General features: G+C 62.6%; 15 protein-coding genes. 3 read left to right on the forward strand and 12 right to left on the reverse strand.

Translation table 11 applies throughout. The features are described from left to right. The first annotated feature begins 35 nt into the window (after positions 1–35). Positions 36–347, forward strand: a complete 312-nt coding sequence (locus AB1286_RS31560; RefSeq protein ID WP_430367118.1) for a helix-turn-helix domain-containing protein — start codon at positions 36–38, stop codon at positions 345–347. A gap of 34 nt (positions 348–381) precedes the next feature. Here the strand turns inward: AB1286_RS31560 and AB1286_RS31565 are convergent, their stop codons facing one another. From AB1286_RS31565 to dhaL, 10 genes are all read right to left on the reverse strand, one after another. Next, the gene (locus AB1286_RS31565; protein ID WP_430367119.1) at positions 382–534 is read right to left on the reverse strand and encodes a zinc-binding dehydrogenase; all 153 of its coding nucleotides are present in this window, start codon (positions 532–534) and stop codon (positions 382–384) included. Between the two features lie 159 nt (positions 535–693). After that, positions 694–3,141, reverse strand: a complete 2,448-nt coding sequence (locus AB1286_RS31570) for an MEDS domain-containing protein (RefSeq protein WP_430367120.1) — start codon at positions 3,139–3,141, stop codon at positions 694–696. A 128-nt stretch (positions 3,142–3,269) separates the two neighbouring features. Beyond that, the gene (locus tag AB1286_RS31575) at positions 3,270–4,871 is read right to left on the reverse strand and encodes a peptide chain release factor 3 (protein ID WP_430367121.1); all 1,602 of its coding nucleotides are present in this window, start codon (positions 4,869–4,871) and stop codon (positions 3,270–3,272) included. A 172-nt stretch (positions 4,872–5,043) separates the two neighbouring features. Further along, positions 5,044–6,468: a UDP-glucose dehydrogenase family protein gene (locus AB1286_RS31580; protein ID WP_430367122.1), complete on the reverse strand. Its 1,425-nt coding sequence runs from the start codon at positions 6,466–6,468 to the stop codon at positions 5,044–5,046. Between the two features lie 410 nt (positions 6,469–6,878). Then, entirely contained in the window at positions 6,879–7,904 is a 1,026-nt protein-coding gene (locus AB1286_RS31585) for a transposase (protein ID WP_430367123.1), read from the reverse strand. A 458-nt stretch (positions 7,905–8,362) separates the two neighbouring features. Continuing rightward, complete coding sequence (locus tag AB1286_RS31590) at positions 8,363–8,944, reverse strand: DUF3501 family protein (protein WP_430367124.1); 582 nt, start codon at positions 8,942–8,944, stop codon at positions 8,363–8,365. Positions 8,945–8,978: 34 nt separating this feature from the next. Beyond that, positions 8,979–10,316 (reverse strand): heterodisulfide reductase-related iron-sulfur binding cluster, encoded by a 1,338-nt coding sequence (locus AB1286_RS31595; RefSeq protein ID WP_430367125.1) that lies wholly within the window; start codon positions 10,314–10,316, stop codon positions 8,979–8,981. Positions 10,317–10,416: 100 nt separating this feature from the next. Then, entirely contained in the window at positions 10,417–10,839 is a 423-nt protein-coding gene (locus AB1286_RS31600; protein ID WP_430367126.1) for a rubrerythrin family protein, read from the reverse strand. Between the two features lie 328 nt (positions 10,840–11,167). Continuing rightward, the gene (locus AB1286_RS31605; protein ID WP_430367127.1) at positions 11,168–13,360 is read right to left on the reverse strand and encodes a beta-glucosidase; all 2,193 of its coding nucleotides are present in this window, start codon (positions 13,358–13,360) and stop codon (positions 11,168–11,170) included. A gap of 803 nt (positions 13,361–14,163) precedes the next feature. Beyond that, positions 14,164–15,876: a dihydroxyacetone kinase subunit DhaL gene (gene dhaL / locus AB1286_RS31610; protein WP_430367128.1), complete on the reverse strand. Its 1,713-nt coding sequence runs from the start codon at positions 15,874–15,876 to the stop codon at positions 14,164–14,166. Between the two features lie 374 nt (positions 15,877–16,250). Between dhaL and AB1286_RS31615 the strand changes: the two genes are divergently transcribed. Continuing rightward, the gene (locus tag AB1286_RS31615; RefSeq protein ID WP_430367129.1) at positions 16,251–17,558 is read left to right on the forward strand and encodes an efflux RND transporter periplasmic adaptor subunit; all 1,308 of its coding nucleotides are present in this window, start codon (positions 16,251–16,253) and stop codon (positions 17,556–17,558) included. Next, positions 17,555–19,105 (forward strand): DHA2 family efflux MFS transporter permease subunit, encoded by a 1,551-nt coding sequence (locus AB1286_RS31620; RefSeq protein WP_430367130.1) that lies wholly within the window; start codon positions 17,555–17,557, stop codon positions 19,103–19,105. The genes AB1286_RS31615 and AB1286_RS31620 overlap by 4 nt, the downstream gene beginning before the upstream one ends. A 7-nt stretch (positions 19,106–19,112) precedes the next feature. Here the strand turns inward: AB1286_RS31620 and AB1286_RS31625 are convergent, their stop codons facing one another. Continuing rightward, positions 19,113–20,306, reverse strand: a complete 1,194-nt coding sequence (locus AB1286_RS31625) for an FAD-dependent oxidoreductase (RefSeq protein ID WP_430367131.1) — start codon at positions 20,304–20,306, stop codon at positions 19,113–19,115. 112 nt (positions 20,307–20,418) lie between these two features. After that, on the reverse strand, positions 20,419–21,537 hold the full coding sequence (locus tag AB1286_RS31630; RefSeq protein ID WP_430367132.1) for a 3-deoxy-7-phosphoheptulonate synthase: 1,119 nt from the start codon (positions 21,535–21,537) through the stop codon (positions 20,419–20,421). Positions 21,538–21,665: the final 128 nt, after the last annotated feature.

Below are 21,665 nucleotides of genomic sequence, written 5' to 3' on the forward strand. Positions count from 1 at the left end.
ATATTGCAGCATAACATTCCGGGAGACGGGGCCCCATGCGTTTCACTGATCAGCTTGCTGCGCTACGCGCGCATCGGCGCTTGAGCTTGGCTGCGATCGGCGGCCTCGTCGGCATGGCCGTGCCGAACTTATCCGCCGTCTTGCGGGGCCGCGGCGATACGAAAGCGTCGACGCTCGAATCGATCGCATCGGCGCTCGATGCAACATGGCTGCTCGTGCCGAACGAACGCTGCGAGGCAGTGCAGCGGGCCATGGGATCGAATGAAGCCGGCTCGCATCCGAACACGGTTGCCGCATCCGAGGTTGCACTTCCCCGCACGATCGAAATCTCGTCGAATAAGCGGTAATCCGCCGCCGCTTGCGTTGGCGCCCCGTGCCCGGCTATACGTTGACGACAATCTTTCCGAACTGCTCGTTCGACTTCAAGAAGCGGTGTGCGGCGACGATGTCGTCGAATTCGAATGTCTTTGCGATGACGGGGCGGGGTGCTCCCGATGCAAGGTGGTCGAGCGCGAACGCCTTGGCCGCGGCCAATCGCGTAGGACTGCTAATGATCTCGTGGACGAGGTAATCATTCGCGTGCGGCTAGACGATCTCGATGCGATCGCCGACGTCGCCGTCAGCGGCCTCGGGCTTGCCTAGCTTCCGTCGTGACTCGTGCGCGACCGCATCGATACGGGCACGCTCGTGCAATTAGCCTGCGAGCCGCGAGGCCGGCGCCGGCTCGCTTTTCGTCGAAACCTGCGCCAGCAACGCTTCGATATCTTGCAGCCGAACCGGCTTCGTCAAATGATGATCGATGCCGGCCTGCTTGCTGCCCACACGATCCTCGTCCGTGCCCCAACCACTAAGCGCGATGAGCACCGCGTCTTTCAACGAAGGATGTTCGCGCAACTGAGCCGCGAGGTCGAAGCCCGATAGATAAGGCATGCCTAGATCGAGGAAAACCAGTTCCGGCTTGAATTCGAGCGCTGCACCGAGCGCGCCGCGCGGCTCGTGCACCGCGCGCGTCTCATGGCCGGAGTAGGTCAGCAAGACCGCTAACGACTCGGCCGCATCGGCGTTATCGTCGACTACCAGGATCCGCATCCCTGGTTTCGCGGCGGGCTCGTCGGCCCGCGCATCGGGCGCAATCGCCGGCAAGACGTCGGAAAGCGGCAGCGGCAGCCGAATGACGAACGTCGATCCGTGCCCGGGCCCGTCGCTATGCGCTTCGATTGCGCCGCCGTGCATTTCGACGAGCCGTTTGGCAAGCGAAAGCCCCAGTCCCAAGCCACCTTGGGCCCGATCCATCGATTGCTCGACTTGGGCGAACACATCGAAGATCTTGGCGAGCATCTCTTTCGGAATGCCGATGCCCGTGTCTCGAATGCGAATCTGCACAGAGCCGGCGCCGAGCTCGGCCACGAGTTCGATGCGCCCGCCTCGAAGGGTATATTTCGCTGCGTTGTTGAGCACGTTGCTGAGCACTTGGGCCACACGTGTCGCATCGACGTCCAGCCATACCGGTTGCGTCGGCACGCGAATCGACAACTGGTGAGCCGACGCTTCGAGCAACGGCCGGCTAGTTTCGACCGCGTTCTCGACGACGCTCTGCAATTTGACGCGTTCGCGCTTGAGCGCGATGAGCCCGCGGCTCACGCGCGAAACGTCGAGCAGGTCGTCGATTAGACGCACCATGTGCGCAAGCTGCCGCTCCATCATCGGCAGCACCACCGGTGCGAACTCGAGCTTGCCGGTCCTGAGCACGGCCAAGCCGTTCTGGATCGGCGCGAGCGGATTGCGCAATTCGTGGGCGAGCGTGGCCAGAAATTCGTCCTTGCGTCGATCCGCCTCCACGAGTTGTTCGGTTCTCAAGCGCAACGCCTCTTGGGCCGAGGTCCGCTCGATCAAGTCCGCTGCCTGGCGCGCGATGACGTCGAACAACCGCAGATCGCGCTCCGACGGGGTATGCGTTTCGCTCCAATGCGTGGAGATGACACCGAGAAATTCGCCGCTTCGCGACACGAGCGGCGTCGATTGCACCGATCGGATACCTAAGCGCCGGAATATCGCGAGGTCGTCGCCCCCCACCTCGAGCGAGGTTTCGACATCGGCGGCGACCACGCGCGACTGGTCGCGAAACGTCGCGCCGCAGATTGTCGAGGAGGTTGCGCGTACCCACTTCCAGTGCTCGACGGCGTCAAGACTGAAGCCGCGATGTGCCAGCAATTCGAGCGCGTCTTGCTCGCGATGCAGCCGCTGCATGCTCGCGAAATCCGAGCGCATGACCTGCGAGGCGACGGCCAGCAGGCGCTCATAGAGCCCTTGCACTGCTTGTTCGTCGATCAACGTAGAGCTGACTTCTTGCAGCAGGTGGGCATCGGCAAGCTGCTCTTCCAGCCGGCGTTGGGCATGGGCACGCTCGTTCAACGCTTGTTCGAGTGCATGCTTTTGCGACTCCACCGTCGCGAGCGCATCGCGCAGTTCGGCCGTGCGGGCCGCGACGCGCCGCTCCAGGTCCTGATTCGCCTCGTGCAGCGTCTGCTTCGCCGAAACGAGCGCCGCGCTTTCGATCAATTCCCATGTCCCGTTGCGCCGGACGATCGCGAACTCGTGATTGCGCACGACGTCGAGGACGTCCGCGCCGTTCGTCATCCCCACCTGATAACTGCACAAGCCGATCAACCGACGACCGGCGAACGCTTGTGTGACCTTCGATTCGTACCGCTCGAAATCGCGCCAATCTTCGCGCGATCGAAGAAACGTGACGTTTCCCGTCGCACGCAGGCCGGCATAACCGGCGGCGATCGCCGCTTGCTCGGCCTCGATCCACGCGGCGATCAGCGAGTCGGCATCGAGATGCCCCGTACGGGTATGCCAAGCGCTGTGATCGACGATCCGTATCTGGCCGCGACTAACGTACTCGTCGAGTCTTGGCACGCGCGCGGCAAGCGCCGCGGTGGCGGCGTGTACGTCGAGCGGATCGGAGGTGACCCATAAGCATTGCTCGTTGTTCGCTAGCCCTTCGGCAAAAAAGGGCACCAGCGTATCGAGCAAATCGTCACGCGTTTCGTAGAGGTGGCAAAAGTGGGCCCCCCAGTGCAGATGAGCGCAACATGACAGGCCGCTAGGGGCGCGCGACGACGTCGACTCACTCATGTGCTCTCCTCAATGCATCCGGCCAGCGCGACGCCCGGCATATCGTCTGAGTTATTGCGCTGACACGAAGGATACACAAGAAAGCATCCGCCGGGCATAGCGCCCGGCATCCCCTGCCCTGCGGACGGTCAAAGGTTCTTCTTGAACGGCGCGCCCGAGTGTTCCCGCAATTCGTTGAAGACGATATTCGGCCATGCCTTTTGCGCCACCTCGATCTCCGAAATATGCGAAGCGAGGTAGGTGGGGGCATTGGCGGCATCGAGCGCCATCCGGGCCGCGTAGGCATCGGTAAAGCGGCGCAGCTCGGCGGGATCGCTACAGGTGACCCAACGCGACATGCGATAGCGTGCCGGCATGATGCGGACGTCGACCTTGTATTCCGCCGAAAGCCGGTGCGAGACCACTTCGAACTGGAGCTGCCCGACCGCGCCGAGGATGATGGAGCCGCCGTAGGCAGGGCGAAACACCTGGATCGCCCCTTCTTCGCCGAGTTGCTTCAACGCTTCCCCAAGCTGCTTGGCGCGCATGGGATCCACGACTTCGACGGTTTGGAAGATTTCCGGCGCGAAGAACGGCAGCCCGACGAATTGCAGCATCTCCCCTTCGGTCAGCGTGTCGCCCAAGCTCAGCGTGCCGTGATTGGGAATACCGATGATGTCGCCGGGATACGCTTCGCTTACCGTCTCTCTGCGCTGCGAAAGAAACGTGACGACGTTGTTCGCGCGAAACGTCTTGCCCGAGCGCGTCACCTTGAGCGCCATGCCGCGCTCGAACCGTCCCGAGCACACACGGATGAACGCAACGCGATCGCGGTGCGCGAGGTCCATGTTGGCCTGCACCTTGAACACCACGCCCGTGAATTTGGGCTCGTCGGGCAGCACCGGCCGCTGGACCGCCATCCGCATCGACGGGGGCGGCGCCAGCTCCACCAAGGCGTCGAGAATTTCCTTCACGCCGAAATTATTGATGGCCGAGCCGAAGAGTACGGGCGATTGCTGGCCCGCCAAGAACGCCTCCCGGTCGAACGAGGGCGTTGCCGCGCAAATGAGGTCGATCTCTTCCTTGGCTTTCTTCCACGCGAAGCCGAAACGCCGCTCGCCTTCGTCGTTATCGAGTGCCGACAGCGTCTCGACCTCGCCGCCGGCCGTGTCCTGACCCGCACGAAATACGCGCACTTGGTCGCGAATGATGTCGTAGACGCCCTGGAATTCTTTGCCCATCCCGATCGGCCAGGTGAACGGCACCGCCGATACGCCGAGATGCTGTTCGATTTCGTCGAGCAAATCGAGCGGCGCGCGAACTTCGCGGTCGAGCTTATTGATGAACGTGACGATCGGCGTGCGGCGGCTGCGGCACACCTCGAGCAGCTTGAGCGTTTGCGCTTCGACGCCGTTGGCGCCGTCGATCACCATGACCGCGGCGTCCACCGCCGTCAGCACGCGATAGGTATCTTCCGAGAAGTCTTCGTGGCCCGGCGTGTCGAGCAGATTGATGACGGCGTCGCCGTATTCGAACTGCATGACCGAGCTCGCGACGGAAATGCCGCGCTGCTTTTCGATTTCCATCCAGTCGGAGGTCGCATAGCGATTACTCTTCCGACCCTTCACCGTACCGGCGATTTGAATCGCACCCGAAAACAGCAGGAGTTTTTCGGTGAGCGTGGTTTTCCCCGCATCGGGGTGGGAAATGACCGCAAACGTGCGGCGGCGCTTGAGTTCGGCGACTGACATCGTATGAATGGGGCTTTCGGTATTGAGCGGCGCGGGGGCGATGATACACGTGTCGCCCCACGCACGCCGAATGCCGCGGCCGTCAAGCGGCTTCGCGCCGATACGAATCGTACCGGCGCGCGACCGCTCCCGAATGCCCTCACCTATCGGAAGCCGCGTGGCGGCCCGCCGATCAGAGCGAGACGGCGGCCGAGCGGCCCAGGGTTCCGAGCGTGTCTTCGGCCGCGCGAGCGCCGGCGCCGGGCCGCCCGATCGAGTGATACTCGATGCCGAGTTCGTCCATCGCCAACGGGTCGTACAGGTTGCGTCCGTCGAACACGATCGGGTGTTTGAGCCGCCCCTTGAGGCTTTCGAAGTCGGGACTCTTGAACGCCTTCCACTCGGTCATGATGACCAGCGCGTCGGCATTGGCCGCGACGTCCATTTGGTCTTCGACCAGCGTCAGGCGTGCCAGCGCTTCCGGCTCGCCTCGCAAGTCGGTCGCCAATGCGCGCTGCGCCTCTTTCATCGCAACAGGGTCGAAAGCCACTACGCGTGCGCCGCGTTCGAGCAACGCGGCGATCAGCACGCGGCTCGGCGCTTCGCGCATGTCGTCGGTGCCGGGCTTGAACGCGAGCCCCCAGACGCCGAACAGACGATCGCTCAAATCTTGACCGAAGCGTGCGACGATTTTGCTGACGAGCACCTGCTTTTGCGCGGCGTTGACTTCGGAGACGGCATCGAGAATCCGCAGCGACTGGCCTTGCTCATGTGCCGTTTGCATCAAAGCGCGCACGTCCTTCGGGAAGCAAGAGCCGCCGTAACCGCACCCGGCGTAGAGGAAGTGGTAACCGATGCGCGGATCCGACCCGATGCCGCGGCGAACCGCTTCGATGTCCGCACCGACGCGTTCGGCCAGATTCGCGAGTTCGTTCATGAACGAAATGCGCGTGGCCAGCATCGCATTGGCCGCGTACTTGGTGAACTCGGCGGAGCGAACGTCCATGAACAGCATGCGATCGCGGTTGCGGTTGTACGGCGAGTACAGACGCTTCATCGTGTCACGCGCGTGTTCGCCCGGCACGTCCTCGTCGCAACCGACGACGATCCGTTCCGGCCGCGTGAAGTCTTCAATCGCGGCGCCTTCCTTCAAGAACTCCGGATTGGACACGACGGAGAACATCGCATCCACGCCGCGTTGCGCCAACTGCTCGGCAATGGCATCGCGCACGCGACGCGCGGTTCCGACCGGTACCGTCGACTTGTCGACAACGACCGTGAAGCCTTCGATGTGGCGGCCGATTTCGGCGGCGGCTGCCAGCACGTATTGCAGATCGGCGGAGCCGTCTTCGCCGCTCGGTGTGCCGACGGCGATGAAGATCGCCTCGCGCTGGGTCATCGCGCGACGCGGGTCGGTGGTGAACGACAGCCTTCCGGCGGCTTTGTTGCGCGCAACGATCTCATGCAAGCCCGGCTCGTGAATCGGAATGCCGCCCGATTCCAGAATGCCGATCTTGTCTTGATCGACGTCATAGCAGCACACGTCGTTACCGACGTCCGCGAGACAAGCCGCTGTTACGAGGCCGACGTAGCCGCAGCCGATGATGGTCACATTCATAGTGGTGGCCCTTCAAAGAACAACGAGAAATGGGGCAGCGTCGGACGGACGAGCTCGTGCACGAGCCCCCGTCATTGGCAAAGTGATCATCTGGCGACAACAAAAAGCCGACCGCAAGCAAAGCAAATCCGAAATTAATCGGCTGTTTGCATGGGCCGGCAATCTTTTCGAATTTTTTTGTGGCAGACGCAAGGGCACCCCCTCGAGTGCCCCATCGCCGCCGTTACGGTTTTTTTGTCGATTTACTTCCTGTCACACTTATCTGGTTCCCGTTGCTCGGTCTCTCGCCGATGACAAGTCCCGTTCACCTTGCATTGCCCTCGCTCGTGACGCGATGCGCGCTCGTCACCGACGCGCTCGCGTGCGAGCGATTGGCTCAGATATGCATGCAAGTTTTACAACGATACGCGTCAAGCGTGGAACAGCAACTCGGGAGGCTTGGTATCGCCTCGCCCGTCCGGGTGCGCGTGCAGCAGCCAGTCGGGGGTGCGACTGCGAATCATGCTCGGCTCGAGCACGCGCGCGGGCTGCGCGGGCACGGACGCCAATGCGGGTTCCAGTCCGGCGCTCTGCGATTCCTGCGCGTTTTGAACCTGGGCAGCAGTCGCCGCAGCGGTTTGATCGATCGCTTCGAGTCGTGCTTGTGCCGCAGCTTCGTGCCTTTCGATCCAATCGCGCGCCCAATCGAGCGCGTATTCCTCGGCTGTCGTGTTGTCGGGGAAGCGCGGGCCGATCAAGCCGGAGCGCTCGATGCGCCGCCCGTCTTTAACGATCTCGGCCGACGCGCGGTAACTCAATTGGAGTTGCTTCGCGACCGGTTGCGCGCAGGCATGGATTACGTAGCCGCAATACTCCTCGCTGCGCTTGGTCACCGCCATGGAATCGACGAGCGGCACGTGGTCGGGGCCGCCGGCACGCAATGCCGCGCCCGGCGTGGGCGCGCGGCGCGACGAAGCCACGACGGGCAACTCGCGGCGCACCGTGCTCGCGCAAGGTCCATTGACGCCATTGACGTCGAGCGTCTCGACAGCTTCGCTCGCGCTATGCCACGACTCCGGGTTGGTCCAGAACACGCCACGCAAGCGCGGCGATTCGGGTGCGGGCAACGGCGCGGCCTTCGGAGCGGCTTGAACCATCGCGTCCGGCTGGGGGACGTAGGCGAAGGTACGGCCGAACTCAGATAGAACCGCCACGATCTGAGCGAGTGTGCCGTCGGCGAGCCAATCGTCGAAGCGGCGCCGGCACGTCGGCCCCGAAGGGTAACGTGCGGGCAGCTTCGACCAGCGCTCGCCTGTCGTGAGGATCCATAGCACCGCGTTCGTCACGACGCGAGGCTCGGCGCGTGGCCGGCCACGGCGATGCGGGTGCACAGGCTCGTCGGCCGCCAGCGGCGCTAGGCGAGCCCACTCGTCGTCGGTCAATTCCTCAAAGAACATGTTTTTCTCCCCGCAGCCTGGCCGGGCTGCGACACTTGGTCAGTCTGGAATGGCCCACTCCAAACGACCGCCAGGTTGCACAAATTGTTTTGTTCTCGGTTACCGCCAATCAAAATCGCACGCAGGCAGTGCGGCTTTGCCCTCGGTTGACGCACAAAAGGCAGTCTCGCTCGTGCACGGGAAAATAGTGCAGAAAGCATACCATCGCGTCGACGTAACAAAAATCATGCCACGCCTAAATGGCCGCGCAGAACTATCGCCCTAGCGCGGATCACTGGCATGCGTAAGTGAATTCCTGAGAGGTGTCCATATTAGAATATTTTTTGCGGACCGCAATCCGGTGATATGTAACGAAGTGATTCCGAAACGATTTCAGGCCTCGTAACGGCGCGCGGAACTGTCATCTCGCGCAATAATCCGAACGCGCAATCGTTTGCGTCAAGCAAACGTACCCTAATTTATCTGAGGTCCCCGATTAGTGCTTTTCGGACATGCGGATCAACGGCTACAGGGGCGATCGGGTAGTTCGGATGATCGCATCCGATCCAAAGATCAGCGCCCGCCCGTAACGCCGCCTTCATAGAATCGGTCAATTTGAAACATAAAAAATGGACAGCGGAAGTTTTTTCACTATTTTCCCGTTCTAGATCGTCGTCGGCAACGGCAAACACGGCCGGTCCGTCCCCGACGCGAAGAAACACCCGGTCTTCGATACCGATTAGCCGTCCCAGCGCCGCCCGCCGTTCAGATTCGTTCTCGTACTCTATCTGCATGGTCGCTTTTAGATTGTCGCCGTCGGGTACCAACGGTAAATACGCCTCTAATTCGGCAGCGATTCCCGGCTCCTCGAAAATTTTTTCGATGTACAGCATTTCCTGTATTTGATACCGAATTGTCGTTTCATCCTCGAACAGAAAGGTCAGATGATTGCCAAGTCGAACGTACCGATTTCGCTTATGTGCAATTACCTCATCTCTGACTCGATCGCGGACTTTGGCATAAGCCTCGAGTGTCAATAGCGATTCTCGTAAGATGGCCATTTACATTTCCTCGCATTACCACAGGATAGTTACGTTAGATACCGTAGGCCATGCGCAGCAGCGATATCGGGTGTGCCAGCGGTGCGCTCGTCTCGCCGCTTTCGCGGATGCCTTGCTCGATGTGGTGCCCCGCAAGTTGGCAATCGGAGGCGATATAAGCAGGAGATTGCGCCGACATCGCTTTAAACACCGGCGTGCCGATTTGCATCGCCGTTGCATGGAATTGTTTCTTCACACCGAACGTTCCAGCATGTCCCGAGCAGCGTTCCACCACTTGCAGTTCCGTCCCCGGTATCAGCGAAAGCGCATCGAATGTCTTACGTCCCAAATTTTGAACGCGTCCATGGCAAGGCACGTGATAGGACACCTTTCCAAGGGGATGTTTGAAGTCGGTCTTCAGCAGGCCGTCTCGGTTGCGCGCGACAAAGTATTCGAACGGATCCCAGAACGCGTCGGCTACGGCGCGCACGTCTGCGTCGTCGGGGAACATCAGCGGCAGTTCCTGCTTGTACATCAGCACGCAACTGGGGATAGCCGCCAGCAGTGCGTATCCTTCGCGCGCGTAGCGGGCGAGCGTCGGGATGTTCTTTTCTTTTTTTGCGGCCACGCCCTCGAGGTTGCCCTGCTCGAGCAACGGCATGCCGCAACAGGCCTCTTTCTCGACGAGCGTATAGGCGAGCGCATTGTGCGCGAGGACGGCGAGCAAGTCGTGGCCGATGCCCGGCTCGTTGAAATTGACGTAACAGGTGGCGTACACGGCCACCTTACCGGGCGTGCGCTCGCCGTCTTGCACCGGCACCTCGGGGGACGCGGCCGCATGTGGACGGAACTTGCGCGAGGCGAACGGCGGCAGCCATGCGTCTCGATCGACCCCGAGCGTCGTCTCCAATGCGGCGCGCGCGGGCTTGGTCGCATTGAGCGCGTTGACGGCCTGCGTCACGATCGGGATGCCCGCGAAGTAACCGAGCGCGTCCGTGTTCGAAAGCAGTTTATCGCGCAGCGGTGCTTCACCGCGTCGATAACGCGCGGCCTTGGCACGCAGCATCAAATGAGGAAAGTCCACGTTCCACGCATGCGGTGGGACGTAGGGACATTTCGTCATATAGCAGAGGTCGCACAGATAGCATTGATCGACCACCTTCGCATAAGTGGCATGATCGACGTCGTGCGCCTCGCCGCTCTGCGTTTCGTCGACGAGATCGAATAGCGTGGGAAACGCGCCGCAAAGCGACACGCAGCGCCGGCAGCCAGCACAGATATCGAATACGCGGGCGAGCTCGGTATCGATCGCCGTTGGGTCGTAAAACTCGGGCGAGCGCCAATCGAGCGGATGGCGCGTGGGGGCCTCGATACTGCCTTCCTTATGGGGCATGAGGTGACGCTCCGTAACGCTTTGCGCGCTGCGGTGACCGCGCGCGGCAAATAGGTGCGCGCCGCACGGCGAGATACGCCGCGAGCGCGGCGCGCGCCATTCAATCCGCTAACGCGTCCAGTGCCTTGACATAGCGATTGGCATGACTGCGCTCGGCTTTCGCAAGCGTCTCGAACCAGTTCGCGATTTCGTCGAATCCCTCTTCGCGCGCGGTCTTCGCCATGCCCGGATACATATCCGTGTATTCGTGCGTTTCGCCCGCGATGGCCGACTGCAAGTTCAACCGCGAGGTGCCGAACGGCAACCCTGTTGCCGGATCGCCCACGGCCTCGAGATATTCGAGGTGGCCGTGCGCATGCCCCGTCTCGCCTTCCGCCGTCGAGCGAAACAAGGCGGCTACGTCGTTTTGACCTTCGACGTCGGCTTTCGATGCGAAATACAAATAGCGGCGATTGGCCTGCGATTCGCCGGCGAACGCCGCTTTCAAATTGTCTTCCGTCTTGGAGCCTTTCAACTGAGTCATCGCGAGCCTCCTTATGGAATCGGCGCGCGGGGCGCGGCTCGTGGCCGATCTGTCGTGCGGTATCGGGGAAAGGGATGCGCTGCGTCCGTCGCCGCGCTTCGCGCCGAGCCCGGCCCCTTCAATCTAGGACGTCAAAGTACCGTTCCCCAATTGGCTTTTTCTATGTAGGCGATAGGCTTTGGCGGGTTGGCGAGATTGTCCGGGCATGGCAGTCCCGTCGTGCATGCTGCGTTCGCGCGCCAAAACGCAAACGCGGCCGGTCGAGGCGAACCCGACCTGCCGCGTCTCACCGCATTAACTGCTTAGTGCTACTAATCGTTTCTCGGTATTACTGCTTGAGCCGGATATCGCGCGAAGACGCACCGACGTAGAACTGCCCGCCCGGGGCGATCTTCCAACCGTTGCAGCTCGTATCCCAGACGCGGCGCATTTGCGCGGGAATTTCGAGGCGAACCCGGCGCACTTCGCCCGGATTCAAGCTTACCTTCTCCCACCCGACCAGGCGCTTGGGCGGCTCGACGGGGTCGTTCAAGCCAGCCAGATAAACCTGCGGGACTTCCGCGCCGGCAACGGATCCGTCATTGCGCAGCGTGAAGGACACCGTGGTCGACTGATCCCGGTGCTGATGCACGCGCAAATCCGAGTAGGCGAAATGCGTGTACGACAAGCCGTGGCCGAACGGGAACATCGGCTGGATATGCTCGGCGTCATACCAGCGATACCCCATCTTGAGCCCTTCCGAGTACACCGGATTTTGCGCAATGTTGCCGCCGTTCCACGTTGGCGTATCGGCATCGCGCAGCGGGAACGTGACCGGCAGCTTGCCCGAAGGATTGACCTTGCCGAACAGAACGTTGGCGATCGCATTGCCGCCGCCCTCGCCCGGATACCAGGCATCGACGATGGCAGACACCTGATCCTTCCAAGGCATCAAGACCGGGTTGCCGCTTTCGAGGACGACCACCGTATGCGGATTGGCCTGCGCCACGGCTTCGACGAGCGCGTCTTGGTTGGACGGATTCGCCAACGCAAGACTATGCAATTCGCCGAAGTCCTCGCCGCCCGATTGCGTCACGAACACGACCGCGACGTCCGATTGGCGAGCCAGGTTCACGGCAGCGTCGATTTCCTGCTGAGTATAGGCGCGGAACGGCGATTGCATATCTTCGCTGCCGGCGAACGTGACCGTTGCGTTCGGCGCGAGGCTCTTGATCGCCGTCGTGATCGGCGTGGGCAATTTGATCCACGGATTCGGCCACCAGCTGCATCCCGTCGACGTGGGGAACGTCAAGCCGCCACAGCCCGGGAACGGTCCCGTGACAGGGTCGCGCGTATCGCCCGAACCGCCGCCCGTGATCACGCCGACATCCGCATGCCCGCCGATAACGGCGATGTGCTTCAGGCTGGACGCATCGAGGGGCAACTGCCGGTCTTGATTCTTTAGGAGTACGATCGATTGTTCCTCGGCGTGTTGCGCGAACCTACGCGCCGCCTCGAAATCGATGGTCTGACCGCCCTTCGGAGGATCGTCCATCACGCCCGTGCGAATCATCACGTATAGCTTGCGCCGCACCATGTCGTCGAGCCGGGCCTGCGTGATTTGATGATTGGCCAGCGCTTGCTTGACGAGGTCCGGCGTGAGAAACACCGTCGGGCCGACGTCTTCTTCCTCGTCCAAGCCTGCGTTGATGGCCGGCGCGGTGCTATGCGCGGCGCCCCAATCCGATTGAACTTGGCCTTGGAAGTGCCAATCGCCCTTCAGAACGTCGTTGAGCACATGGGGGTTTTCGCAAGCGTAGGCGCCGTTGATCTTGTTATAACTACACATCACGCTTCCGGGCTGCCCTTGCTCCACCGCGAGTTCGAACGGCAGCAAGTAAAGCTCGCGCAGCGTGCGCTCGTCGATCGTGTCGTTGCCGCCCATGCGATTGGTCTCTTGCTCATTGCCGACGTAGTGCTTGACCGTGGCGATGACCTTGTTGTCCTGCGTCGCGCGAGTGCGTGCCGCCAGCATCTCGCCCGCTAACACCGGATCTTCACCGAGATATTCGAACATCCGGCCCCCGCGCGCTTCACGCGCGAGATTCGTGCCGCCGCCAAGGCCCATCGCGAAACCTTGCTCGCGTAGCTGACGAGCGATCACGGCGCCGAATCGATAAGCCAGCGTCGGATCCCAGCTCGCCGCCAAGGCGATGGTGGCCGGGAACGTCGTGCTCGGTTGCACCGTGCTGCCGGAGCCCGTCGCCGAATCGATCATGTCGATGCTCGGAATGCCGAGTCGCGGCACGCCTTCGATGTAGCCTGCGCCGCCGCCGGGCACGTCGCTCATTTGGTACTTCGAGTGGATCAGTTGCAGCTTTTCGTCGAGCGTGAGCTGCTTCACGAGCATATCGGCACGACGGTGCGCCATGTCGTCCGTGAACGAGTTGACCGCCGCCGAGTCGGCGGCATGCGCCGCCGTTTGTGCGAATAGGCACAAGGCAGCGGACGCGATTGCGAGGGATAAACGCTTTACCTGCATGGGCTTGTCTCCGTGATTGGTGGATTGGCGATGCACCGCTTCGCGGCACTTGCGCGACACCCGAAAAAAAGGCGAGCGAAAGCACGAGCGCGTCGTCTCGTCGCAAAGCGTCTTACGGATGAAACTCAGTCATGCGGCGCGGAATACCGCTCTGGCCCAACATTGAACTGGGCAAAACGGATTTCCCGCGGGATGTAGCGAAACTCCGGGCTTAGTAATAGCGCATAAGTAGCCTGACTACAAGAGAAGTTTTGAATGAATTCTTAAGTGAATTCAAACAGCCGGTTTAAATGGAATTTATTACTTCCGCATGCCGACTATGTGGGATAAACGCATTTCTTATCGGCAATATTTATCGCATTAGCGAACGAAAAACACCGCTACGGGTGGCGTCATCGCCTACCGGCCTAGGAGGTCGATGGCTCCAAGATCGGCCATGGCCGGTGCAGTAGGCAGACTTTATGTTGTTACTGAAAAGCAAATCGTATCGTCGTAGCGCGTGAGCGATGGAATCGGCGCACCGCGTCGCCGGCAAGCTCGTATGCACGGGAAGTTCGACAAACCTTGATATTTTTACTTTTAGTTTGCTGTCAATTGATTAAATCGCATACTTGCAAGGCACTTATGCCGGCCATTCTTTTCATATTAAAAACAAACGATTGGCGTAATCGAGCGCAATTCGCACCCCGGCGATTCGCTAAGTGCGGCCGAACGACGATTGCAATGAAGGTGCGTATGACGTGCGGTTAAGGTGAGATCGGGAGCGACGCCGCCTCACCGACGAGCGACGCTCCCGAATATCCTCACCTAGCGCCGATGTACGGTTGTAGCGCCTTAAGCCAGCAGGCAACGGCAACGGCGCCGCCATCGGGCGAGCCGACGGCGCGTTCGCCCAAGTAGCTTGCCCGCCCGGCGCGCGGCGTCATTTGAGCCGTTTTCTCCGCGCCCGATTGCGCCGCATCCACCGCGGCGGCCCACGCTTGACCGACATCGAGCGGCCTCTTAAGCGCTTGCTCGAACGCATCCGCGGCCGGCACCAATGCGTCGAGCATCGTGCGATCGCCGGGCTTTGCCCCGCCCAATTCGGCGATGGCATCGGCGGCGCCGCGCAAAGCCGCTGCCCAGTCGTCCGCGCTCGGGTTCGGGCGCTCCGCCAATACGCGCGCTGCGCGAACGAGCGCGGTGGCGTAAAACGGTCCCGAACTGCCCGCTATCGCTTTGCGCAGTGCCATGCCCAGGGCGGCGAGCGCTTTTTCCGGCGTCGTCAAATCCGTGGCCTGCACCGCGACGATCGCTTGCGCCGCTCGCTTCATGCTGGCGCCCAAATCTCCATCGCCGGCTTTCGAATCGAGCTCCGTCAACAACGCCTCGTTATCGAACAGCGCTTGCGCTACGGCTTTCAACGCCGGCTCGAAGCGGGCGGACCACTCGCTGCCTTCGTGCATCGCCGCGCGAGTGGCTGTTTGAGCGGGCGCCGCGGCAGCCGGTTCGATACGAATTCGGTGATTGAGCTTACCGTCGCCGCGCCAAGCGCGCGCTTCGGTATCTGCATCCAGCAAGGCCAGCACGTCGTCGTCGACTCGCAGCAGCGAAATCGAGCAACCGGGCATATCGAGCGCCGACAAGAACGTCCCCGCCCAAGCGCGCTCGACGGTGATATTGCGTCGACACAAGCTCTCGAATGCGTTACGCAACACCACCGCCAATTCCATTTCCGGCGTGGCGCCGAGCCCGTTTACGAGCAAAGCCACGCGTTCGCCGCTTTGAAGCGCCAAGTCTTCGACGATATTGGCGAGTAGCGTTTCGGTGAGCTCGGCCGCTTGCATCGGGGCCGTGCGCTCGACGCCTTTCTCTCCGTGGATCCCAAGGCCAAGTTCGATTTCGTCGTCCGCAAGACGAAAACCCGCTTTGTCCGCGCCTGGGAGCGTGCAACCGTCCAGCGCGACGCCCATCGTGCCCAGATTGGCTGCCGTCTTGCGCGCAATCTCGGCAACCTGTTGCAAGTCATGACCCTTCGCCGCCGATGCACCGGCAATCTTATGGACAAGTACGGTCCCGGCGATACCTCTGCGTTGTTGGCGCTCGATGCGTCCGCGTAGCGAGACGTCGTCGGCAACGGTAACGATCTCGATCGGGATGCCCTCCGATCTGGCCAACTCGGCCGCGAGCCCGAAGTTGAGGCGATCGCCGGTGTAGTTCTTGACGATCAGCAGCGCGCCGTTCGGTCCGGCTGTCGCGCGAATGGCGGCCAACACCGCGTCGGTGGACGGCGAGGTGAACACTTCGCCGCACACCGCCGCGCTGAGCATGCCGTCGCCCACGTAGCCGCCGTGCGCCGGTTCATGGCCGCTACCGCCGCCCGAAATGAGCGCGACGGGACGCTCCGATAACTCGCTCGGCGCGCGGCGCACCAACACGTTCTCGTCGCCGAGCAGCGCGACGTGCGGCGCTTGTCGTGCGATGCCTTCCAGCATCTCGCGTACGACAGCGGAGGGATCGTTGATCAATTTCTTCATGAGCTTGAGCTGTCCCTTGTAAAGCGTTGCGGAAACGATAGGGGGAAAACCGTAGAAGCGCTTGGACCGTGCGAATGCATCGTCATCATCGCAAATCGGCGCGTTTTTCGCCTCGACGCGAGCTTGCGGGCTGCCTTGCCATACTCATCGCGCCGATTGCGCTGATATTCCTGCCAGTATTCCGCCGTCGACATCTGCCACTACATTGCCCCTACCGCTCGCCCATCCGCAAGCGCTCGTCGCGCCCTAACCATCGAGGACGCACACTCGCCGCGAACTGGCACTTCTGTCAGTTGCCCGCCTCGGGCGCGCCGCCTACGGTTATATCTAACGATATACGCACGACCGGCGAACGAGCAGCTATTGGAGTCCCCATGAATTCGTCGCCAGCGCTTTCGAGCACTGCCCCCTCCTCGGTTTCGTCCGCCCCATCTGCGTTTCCCCGCGCCGACAACGACCTATCCCGTCTAGCTGCGCGACTTGCACGGCAGCGGCGCTTAGCGTTTCGTTGGTTCGCTCTCTCGCTTACCGTCGCCGCGGCCGGCGCCGGCAGTTGGTGGTGGACGCAGACGCGCAATGTCGTCTCGACGGATGATGCATATGTGGCGGGCAACGTCGTCGAGGTGTCGCCGCGTATCGAGGGAACCGCCGTCGCCGTCTTTGCGCAAGACACGGATACGGTGGAGCCCGGGGCCCCACTCGTTCAGATCGACCCCACCGATGCGCGCCTCTCGCTCGATTCGGCAGTCCAAGCGCTGGCCCATGCCGTGCGCGATTACCGCTCGGCCGATGCGGATGCGGACCAGGCACGCGAGCAACTGCGCCTACGTGCCTCGGAACTCGCTCGAGCACAGGATGATTTCCAACGACGAGGCGTCATCGCGGAGGAGGGCGCCGTCTCCAAGGAGGAGCTTCGCCATGCGGGCAGTGCGGTCACCGCCGCGCAAGCAGCGCTCGACGCACAGCGGGCCGCCGTTCGTTCTAGCCTCGCGCACATCGAGGGCACCACCGCCGCATCGAGCCCACTCGTGAAAGCAGCAGCGGCGCGCGTACGCAGCGCGGCACTCATGCTGGCGCGCACGGTCGTCCGTGCACCGATCGCGGGCCGCGTCACGCGCCGCGTCGTGCAAGTCGGCCAGCAGGTAACGCCGGGCACGCCCTTGCTCGAAATCGTCCCGCTCGAGCGCGTTTGGGTCGACGCGAATTTCAAAGAATCGCAACTTGGGCGATTGCGTCCGGGGCAGGCCGTCACGCTCACGTCCGATATCTACGGTGGCGCCGTCACCTACCATGGAACGATACAAGGGTTCGAGGCAGGCACGGGCGCCGCGTTCGCTGCGCTACCCGCGCAGAACGCAACCGGCAATTGGATCAAAGTCGTCCAGCGCGTACCGGTTCGGATCGCGCTCGACGCGCGTGAACTCCGCGCCAATCCGCTGGTCATCGGCGTTTCCATGGTTGCGTCGGTACACGTCGACGAGTCGCGCGCTTCGCACGGCGCACTCAGCGCCGCATCGGCCGCGACGGCGGCAAGCCCGATCGCGCGCACACTGCCGAGCATGCCCGATACGACCGATATATACGCCGATGAAATCGATGCGGGCAAGGCGCTCGTGGAGAAGACGATTCGCGCGAACGGCACCATGACCGGGCCGATCGACGCAGCGGGTACTCGGCGATGATGGCGCGCTTTCGCCGCAACGCAGCGCGCCTCGCGCCGCTTCCGCTCGAACCGCTGCAAGGCGGCACGCTTATCGCCGTGGCGATCGCGATCAGCACCGCGAATTTCATGCAGACACTGGATCTGACCATCGCGAACGTCGCGGTGCCGACGATCGCCGGCGACCTCGGCGTCTCGCCGGACATGGGCACCTGGATGCTGACATCGTTCGCCACGCCGCTCGCCATCACCTTGCCGCTGACAGGATGGCTCGCCCAGCGCTTCGGACAAGTGCGGCTCTTTCGCATCTCGGTGGCGCTGTTCATCGCGACGTCGATGCTATGCGGCCTCGCGCCCACATTTGGGACGCTGATCGTCCTGCGAGGATTGCAAGGCGCGGCGTCAGGACCGATCACGGCGTTATCGCAGGCGTTGCTCGTCGCCCTCTTCCCAGCGGCAAAGCGCAACAAGGCGCTCGCGGTATGGCAGACGACGACGTTCATCGCGCCCGTCCTCGGCCCGATCGCGGGCGGATGGATTACCGATAACCTCGCCTGGCCTTGGATCTTTTATATCAATGTGCCGACCGGCGCGGCCGTGCTCGCCATCTTGATGCGCACGCTCGCCGGGCGCGACAACAACACGCGCAAGTTGCCCGTCGATGCCGTCGGCCTTATCTTGCTGGCGCTTGCGTTCGGCTCGTTGCAATTGATGCTGGACCGCGGCCAGAACCTCGATTGGTTCGCCGCGACGCCCATCCGAGTACTTGCCGCCATCGGGATCGTGAGTTTGATCGCCCTGGTCCTGTGGGAGCTCACGGACCTGCATCCGATCGTCGATTTAAAACTCTTTGCCGATTTGAATTTCTCGGCGGGAACGGTCGCCGTCACCGTCGGCTTCGGCGTGTATTACGGGGCCCTCGTGCTGGTGCCGCTATGGCTGCAAACACAGCAAGGCTATACGGCAACCTGGGCGGGCATCGCAACCGCGCCGCTCGGCATTGCGGGCATCGTTGTGGCGCCTTTGATCGGACGCGTTCAACACCGCGTCGATCCGCGTCGCTTCGCCACGCTTGCCCTCGTCGGCTGGGGCGTCGCTTCCCTCTGGCGCATGCACTTCGACACCGACGTGCCGTTGAGCGAGATTGCCGCCAATTCACTGTTGATGGGGACCGCGACGGCGTTCTTCATCACGCCGCTCGTTTCGCTCTCGCTCGCGGCGTTACCGCGCGAGCGGCTACCGGCGGCATCGGGGCTGCAAAACGCATTGCGCCGGATCGGCACAAGCATCGCCACCTCGCTCGCGCCCACCTATTTCGAACGCCGCGCGCGCGTACATAGTACCTACCTCGTCGACCGCCTCACGCCGCTCAATCGCAGTTTCAACGACTGGTTCGAGGGCTTGCGGCACGCGGGCCGATCACACGACGCCGCCCTCGCAACGATCGCCAAAGCCGTGGACGTACAAGCGCATATGCTCGCCCTCGACGATTTTTCCGGAGGATGTGCGCTGCTTTTCGCGCTCACGCTCGTTGTGGTGTGGCTCGCCAGGTATAGGCGCGCCGGTTGATCCCGCGCTATGCGGCCAGCGCCCAGGCGGGCATCGTTCGCAACGCGGGTAGCGGTGGCGACGCATCCGCGCTGAGCACGTCGTAACCGAACACCCATCGCGCGTCGGTTTCTCCCCGCATGAAGGTGTTGGCGGACGAGACCCGATGCACCCGCAACAGCCTTTTACGACGCGCCTGCGCGAACGCGCGGAATGCCGGCTCGAACTCGCCGGCGCCGAGCAATGCGCGCGTGAGTATCGCCGCATCCTCGAGTGCCATCGCGGCGCCTTGCGACATGAACGGCCGCATGGGGTGACATGCATCGCCGATCAAGACCACGCGCGACGCGCCGAATTCGAAATGCGGCGGCCGCTCGAACAACGCCCACTTCGCTACGCTCGACGGCGGCGCGGCGGCAAGCATGCGTTGGACATCGGGATGAAAATCCCGGAAAGCGCAACGCATTTCGTCGAGATCGGCTGGCACCGACGATGCGTCGACGGACCAACTTGCTTGCGGCATCATCGCGGCGAAGTAAAAATCGCGCCGCGCCCGATCGAGCCAATACGACAAGACGAACGTTTCCGTGTGCCACCACTTGGTCAGATCGTCGACAGCCAAGCCGTTGAGATCTGCCCGCGGATAGGATCCGCGAAATGCGACCTGCCCCGAGAACACCGGCTGCTCTTTCCCCCGTAGTGCATCGCGCACCTTGGAGCGCAATCCGTCCGCCGCGATGACGGCGTCGGCATCGACGCGGCTGCCGTCGTCGAACGCAAGCACCACCGTTTCACCGCGCCAATCGATGCCGGCCAATCGCTTTCCCCATCGCACGCAATTGGGCGCGATGGCCGACATCAGCGCGATATGCAACTCACCACGCCGCACCGCGACGAACGGCGAGCCGAATTGCCGATGCGCGCTCTCGCCTAGCGTGAGTGCAAAGAGCGTCTCGCCGCTCGTCCCGTCTCGATTCAGAAAGGCATTCGGCTCCTGCCCCTTCAGCAACACATGCCGATGCACATCGAGATGGCGCAGCACGCGCATTAAGTTCGGACTCAAGTGGATACCGCCTCCGGCCGGCGAGAATCTCGGGTATTGCTCGTACACGCGCACATCGCACCCCGCGCGCTGCATCAACGCCGCCACCGCCGCGCCGCCAATGCCCGCACCAATGACGGCGACCCGCGCGCCGTTGAATTTGCCACCGTTCGAATTCATCACGCCCTCAAGGCCTCGGTCCCGATTTGCAAGCGGCACATGCCCAGCGCCATGCATGCGATGGCACGCATGCGGCGCATCGTGCCGGCGTCAAACGCAGCGCATCGACAGGTCAATGAATGGTTCCAAGACAGCCTCCTTGCGCGTCGGTGTAGCCCGAAGCGCGCTGCACGAGCGCGGTACGGCGTTGCGTCCGCACGGCACGGGCGAGCAGGCGGATCAAGTCGACCGTGTCGCTCCAGCCCAGACATTCGTCGGTGATGCTCTTGCCGTAGACGAGCGGGACGCCGTGCACGACGTCTTGCCGGCCGGGGGCGAGGTTCGATTCGATCATGACCCCAGCGACGCGCGTCTCCCCGTTCGAGATCCGTTGCGCCAAATCGGCGCAGACGTCGACCTGCGCGCGCGCCACCTTGCCGCTGTTGCCGTGGCTTGCATCCACGACGACCGACGGTGCGATCCCACTGCGCGCGAGCGCGCCGCATACCGTATCGATTGTCGCGCGGTCGAAGTTGGGCCTGAGGCCGCCCCGCAAGACGATGTGCGCGGCGCAATTGCCGCGGCTCGAGACCGCTTCGATGCGTCCGTCCATCGACACGGTCAGGTAGTGGTGCGGGGCGCGCGCTGCCGCCAGGGCCTCGAGTGCGACTTTGACGTCGCCGTCGGTGCCGTTTTTAAAGCCGATGGGCAGCGGCAGCCCCGACGCCGCTTGGCGGTGCATCGGCGACTCGGTGGTGCGCGCGCCGATGGCCGCCCAGGAGACCAGATCGTCGATATAGCGCACCGTCATGAGATCGAGGAACTCGGTGGCCGCGGGCACGCCGAGCGCATGAATATCGATGAGCAACTGCCGCGCGCGCTGCAATCCTTCGTCGATCCGATAGCTGCCGTCGAGATCCGGATCGTTGATCAACCCCTTCCAGCCAAGAGTCGTGCGCGGCTTCTCGAGATAGACGCGCATAACGATTTCGAGCGCATCGCGATACGCCTCGCGCAGCGGCCCGAGACGGCGCGCATAGTCGAGCGCGGCGCGTGGGTCGTGAATCGAGCATGGACCGACGATCACCGCGAGACGCGAATCCTCGCGCGCGACGATGCGCGTCAGCGACTCGCGCGTTTCGCGCACGAGCGCCAGCAGCGGCGGGCTCGGCGGTAGCAAAGCGCGCAATTGCGCAGCGGTGATGAGCCGGCCGGGCATGATCTGAGGCCGATGGGCGACAACTGAATCCATGGTTTCCTCCGCTATTTGCGACGCGGCGACAAGTCGCGTCTTCTCGAATGGGACGCATTAGAACGGAGGCCGATCGATGAGAAAACTGGCAGAACTCTCAGAAAACCCCGGTGCGCTGGCACTTCTCA

It is taken from the genome of Trinickia sp. NRRL B-1857, assembly GCF_050470685.1.
GTDB lineage: Bacteria > Pseudomonadota > Gammaproteobacteria > Burkholderiales > Burkholderiaceae > Trinickia.

What these genes read in the sequence shown, in the direction of transcription:
- AB1286_RS31600 (WP_430367126.1), bottom strand. Translation starts at nt 10,839, where the DNA reads ATGACTCAGTTGAAAGGCTCCAAGACGGAAGACAATTTGAAAGCGGCG.
- AB1286_RS31585 (WP_430367123.1), bottom strand. Translation starts at nt 7,904, where the DNA reads ATGTTCTTTGAGGAATTGACCGACGACGAGTGGGCTCGCCTAGCGCCG.
- AB1286_RS31625 (WP_430367131.1), bottom strand. Translation starts at nt 20,306, where the DNA reads ATGAATTCGAACGGTGGCAAATTCAACGGCGCGCGGGTCGCCGTCATT.
- AB1286_RS31620 (WP_430367130.1), top strand. Translation starts at nt 17,555, where the DNA reads ATGATGGCGCGCTTTCGCCGCAACGCAGCGCGCCTCGCGCCGCTTCCG.
- AB1286_RS31630 (WP_430367132.1), bottom strand. Translation starts at nt 21,537, where the DNA reads ATGGATTCAGTTGTCGCCCATCGGCCTCAGATCATGCCCGGCCGGCTC.
- AB1286_RS31615 (WP_430367129.1), top strand. Translation starts at nt 16,251, where the DNA reads ATGAATTCGTCGCCAGCGCTTTCGAGCACTGCCCCCTCCTCGGTTTCG.
- AB1286_RS31570 (WP_430367120.1), bottom strand. Translation starts at nt 3,141, where the DNA reads ATGAGTGAGTCGACGTCGTCGCGCGCCCCTAGCGGCCTGTCATGTTGC.
- AB1286_RS31580 (WP_430367122.1), bottom strand. Translation starts at nt 6,468, where the DNA reads ATGAATGTGACCATCATCGGCTGCGGCTACGTCGGCCTCGTAACAGCG.
- AB1286_RS31605 (WP_430367127.1), bottom strand. Translation starts at nt 13,360, where the DNA reads ATGCAGGTAAAGCGTTTATCCCTCGCAATCGCGTCCGCTGCCTTGTGC.
- AB1286_RS31590 (WP_430367124.1), bottom strand. Translation starts at nt 8,944, where the DNA reads ATGGCCATCTTACGAGAATCGCTATTGACACTCGAGGCTTATGCCAAA.
- dhaL (WP_430367128.1), bottom strand. Translation starts at nt 15,876, where the DNA reads ATGAAGAAATTGATCAACGATCCCTCCGCTGTCGTACGCGAGATGCTG.
- AB1286_RS31575 (WP_430367121.1), bottom strand. Translation starts at nt 4,871, where the DNA reads ATGTCAGTCGCCGAACTCAAGCGCCGCCGCACGTTTGCGGTCATTTCC.
- AB1286_RS31595 (WP_430367125.1), bottom strand. Translation starts at nt 10,316, where the DNA reads ATGCCCCATAAGGAAGGCAGTATCGAGGCCCCCACGCGCCATCCGCTC.
- AB1286_RS31560 (WP_430367118.1), top strand. Translation starts at nt 36, where the DNA reads ATGCGTTTCACTGATCAGCTTGCTGCGCTACGCGCGCATCGGCGCTTG.